The organism is Psychrobacter sp. FME5, assembly GCF_014861375.1.
Taxonomy (GTDB): domain Bacteria; phylum Pseudomonadota; class Gammaproteobacteria; order Pseudomonadales; family Moraxellaceae; genus Psychrobacter.
In genome coordinates, this window is the sequence record NZ_RRYX01000165.1 from 1 (window position 1) to 3,920 (window position 3,920).

Here is a 3,920-nt window from a genome sequence, read left to right on the forward strand (position 1 = left end):
TTCTTCTTTGCCGATGCTTATGCGTCATGGCAGCGAGGAACCAACGAGAATACCAACGGCTTAATCAGAGAGTTCTTGCCTAAGGGTTGTGACTTTAGACAAGTCTCTGATAATGAGATACAGGACATTGAGAATAAACTAAACAACAGACCAAGAAAACGCTTAGGGTTTAAAACGCCCAATCAGGTGTTCTATAATATAATTTAGCGTTGCACTTGGTGTGTTAATCTAAGAACCGAAATGATGGCTAATCAAGGTGTGGTTCACCTCTGCTTTTTTAGCAATGGCGCGCGTTGAAACACCATCAAAACCTGTTGAAGCAAACTCAGAAAGGGCAGCTGATAATATCTTATTTTTAGTTTGTAATGAGCGCTCTTGCTCTGCACGTTTCACGGGGTTCTCTTCTTTTTAAGCTTCTCAACCCTTATACTAACCAACTGTTAAATTATAGAGTGTTAAGTTATATTATTTTTTGTTTTATTGTGTAAGCATTATATATAGTAGCGAATTCATGGCAGTAGATTTAGTTTGTCAAGCATTAAGTATGAGAATAAAAGATCTGGTAGATATTTAATAGTTCAGTCTGATAGAGGGAGTCAATACCGTTGTAATAATTATTATAAGAGAATAAAGAAACATAAGTTTAGAGACTGGGTGCTCAAGCGTGTCAACTTTTTAAAAATTGCCTTTTTTATATTTTTGTGCGTTCTCTTTGATTTCTTTTCTATGTATAAGATAATGAGATTAGGGTTTTAATCTCTGTGTATCACTGAGACAAATATGCCGCATATGACCTATATTAATGAATATCTAGACTGGGTTGAATAATAGTGATCAGATAAAAATCTGCTGCCATTGGTCAGTCGTGTGCGGATATTATAAGGCCGTTTGCTTGGGAAATTGCTAACGCTAGGGTTCGATCTCAACGTTTAGGCACAGTTAGACGCAGTGATTTTGGAGATGGTTAAAACTTCAGAGATTGAAGGTGAGCCATTAAATAACGAGCGAGTACGGTCTTCTGTCGCCCGATATTTAAGGATAGATGGCGTTGGTATGCCAACTGCTAGTCATGAGATTGATACGGTAGTATACATGATGCTAAATGCTATCTATCCCTATCAATACCCATTATTGTTAAACGATTTACTGGGATGGCATAAGGCATTATTTCCTAATGGATATAGTGGACTTTAACGCATTAAATACGGCAGTATTCGTGATGACAGTCAATAACTTACGCAATTATTTTCTTGAGCAAGATGATATATTTGGTCATCAAAGCGAGTATTGCTCATTAAAGGTTTGTGACAATCCATTCATTTGATTATGGAAATAGACGGCTAGCATAAGCAATCATAGAACGAATGCTAGCGCAAGGGACTACGTATGACCCCTTGGATGGGCAATGAGAAGCTAACATCAACCGTTAATGCTTCACGATTATAATCATCAATCACATTGAACAGTCTAAAGGCACGACCATCGTTTAGGGTATCGTGCATAAAGTCCATGCTCCAACTTTGGTTTATCCTTTCAGGTATAGCCAGTGGTACGAGTTTATTGCGCTTGATGCGGCGGCGAGGCTTGATCCTAAGGTTTAATTCAAGCTCGCAGTAGATACGATACACACGCTTATGATTGTATGGCAGTCTTAAGACATTGCGTAGGCTTAAAAAGCACAAACCAAAGCCCTAGTTCTTGTTCTAATTATTCAGCCCTATAAGCAAATGCGCGATCTGTTGGTTCTCATCAGAGGCCACCGACTTGTGGTAGTAGCAAGTGACGCTGATATTAAAGATACGGCAAGCACGGCGTAAGCTAATACCACGGTCTTTAATATAGTGACAAGCCATCTCTTTGCGCCTTTGTGGCGCTACCACTTTTTGACATGGCATCCTGTAGGATGTCTGATTTCAGACACTCGTCAGGATACATCTTCTTTAATCGAGCATTTTCAATCTCAAGCTTTTTTAAGCGACTGATAAGCGCAGCATCCATGCCACCATATTTAGAACGCTAGTTGTAGAACGTGCTTTGAGGCATAAATCAGCGATAGGTACGCCTTGTTCTGCTTGTTTTAAGATGTTGACAATTTGGTTGTCGCTAAAACAGGTCTTTTTCATAGGATTCTCCTACTGATATATTTTAACAGTTAATCTCTATTTTAAAGTGTTCTTATTTATCGGGGGAGGATTACCTATTCAGCTTCTATAAATTCCATTTTCTACAGCGTTAAGGTGTGAGTATATAATCCATAAGCGGCATACAAAGCAGCGATAACGATAATACCTAAAATGATTTTTTCAGCAGTGGTAAATAGCGTGGCTTGCTGCTCTTGACGCGCTTTTATGTAAAAGATTATTCCGGGTAAATAGAGTAATGCCGATAAGACGAAGTATTGAATACCTGCGGCATACAGTAGCCATAAGCTATAAATAACGGCGATAGCTGCCACTATTACATCATTAAAATTACTCTCTGCATGCTCATAACCGACCTTGTTTTTAGCAACCATTAATCCATACCCTGCTGAGAAAAAGTAAGGCAGCAATATCATTGACGTTGCCAAATAGAGTAAGGTGGTATAAGTACCTTCAGAAAAATAAGTGATGATCAAAAACAGTTGTGTCGATGCTGAAGAAAGTAGTAAGGCGTTAACAGGCACGCGTTTAGCATTAGTTTTATGCAAAAAACTGGGCATGGTATGGTCAGCGGCTGCAGAGTATAAGACTTCGGCACAAAACAAAGTCCACGCTAACAAGGCGCCACATACTGATATAATTAAGCCAACGGAAATAAAGGTCGCTCCCCACTTACCTACCACCATTTCTAACAAATAAGCCGTCGACGGGTTTTTTAATACTGCAAGCTCCGGTTGTGCGAGAACACCCATAGATAAGAAGTTAATAAACATCAACAATACTAAGGTGAATAAAAATCCGACCACCGTCGCTTTGCCAACATCCGAGCGTTTTTTAGCCTTTGCAGAAAATAAGCTTGCACCTTCAATACCAATAAATACCCAGACAGTAACCATCATCATATTTTTAACCTGAGCACCAACTGAACCAAGGTTTATACCATCAACAAGCGTTATTGCTCCCCAAAAATCATTTGTAAAAATATCCATTTTAAAGGCGGTGAACATGATGACGATAAATGTTAATAAAGGAATGATTTTAGCAATCGTTACCAGTTGATTAATGAACGTTGCTCCCTCGATACCGCGAGCTAGCATAAAGTATAGTGCCCATAATAATAATGAGGCGGCAGCAACAGCAGCAATGGTGTTACCCTCTCCAAATACGGGAAAAAAGTACCCTAAGGTGGCAAATATCAATACGTAATAACTCACATTGCCAAGCGATGCTACTAGCCAATACCCCCATGCCGAGTTAAAGCCCATATAATTACCAAAGCCAGCTTTAGCATAGGCATAAACACCGCTATCAAGCTCGGGTTTGCGCCGAGACAACATTTGAAACACAAAAGCCAACATCAGCATACCAAAGCCGGTAATTAACCAACCAATCATTGCTGCACCAACGCTGGCTTTTTCTGCAATATTTTGGGGTAACGAAAAAATACCAGCCCCAATCATAGAACCTACCACAAGAGCGGTTAGGGCAGTAAAACTTAGATTTTTTACGCTATTACTACTTTCAATAGCTTGGATTTCTGAATCTGCCACGTAAGCATTCCTTTAGTTAAAACCCTAATACGCATTGCTGTCTTTCTTTGTATAGTTGGTCCTTTTTAAATAAGATACAATCGATTTAAACTTAGATTAGCACATGAAGTGCAATACCAAAGTCGAGGTGAAAAAAAGACCTAGATGCGCTAGCATCAAAGTTGATATTCACCGCCAAAGTGAGATTGCAACCATGAACTATACACATCTAAGCCTAGGTGAACGATAT

Annotated in this window: 4 protein-coding genes and 1 pseudogene; 2 read left to right on the forward strand and 3 right to left on the reverse strand. The window is 39.3% G+C overall.

The annotated features are described in order from the left end of the window. A partial coding sequence (locus EI161_RS13590; protein WP_192524905.1) for an IS30 family transposase occupies positions 1-207 on the forward strand: 207 nt, incomplete at its 5' end. A 21-nt stretch (positions 208-228) separates the two neighbouring features. Here EI161_RS13590 and EI161_RS13595 read toward each other — a convergent pair. Then, complete coding sequence (locus tag EI161_RS13595) at positions 229-393, reverse strand: TetR/AcrR family transcriptional regulator (protein ID WP_192529792.1); 165 nt, start codon at positions 391-393, stop codon at positions 229-231. 567 nt (positions 394-960) lie between these two features. On the opposite strand from EI161_RS13595, the gene EI161_RS14850 reads away from it, so the two are divergent. After that, positions 961-1,194, forward strand: coding sequence for a DUF4172 domain-containing protein (locus EI161_RS14850; protein ID WP_263972277.1), 234 nt, complete (start codon positions 961-963; stop codon positions 1,192-1,194). Between the two features lie 185 nt (positions 1,195-1,379). Here EI161_RS14850 and EI161_RS13605 read toward each other — a convergent pair. Both EI161_RS13605 and arcD read right to left on the reverse strand, forming a co-directional pair. Next, positions 1,380-2,123: pseudogene (locus EI161_RS13605) on the reverse strand (transposase); the annotation flags it as partial. A 101-nt stretch (positions 2,124-2,224) separates the two neighbouring features. Further along, a complete protein-coding gene (gene arcD, locus EI161_RS13610; RefSeq protein WP_227675382.1) occupies positions 2,225-3,691 on the reverse strand; it encodes an arginine-ornithine antiporter in 1,467 nt (488 codons plus the stop codon). Positions 3,692-3,920 lie beyond the last annotated feature (229 nt).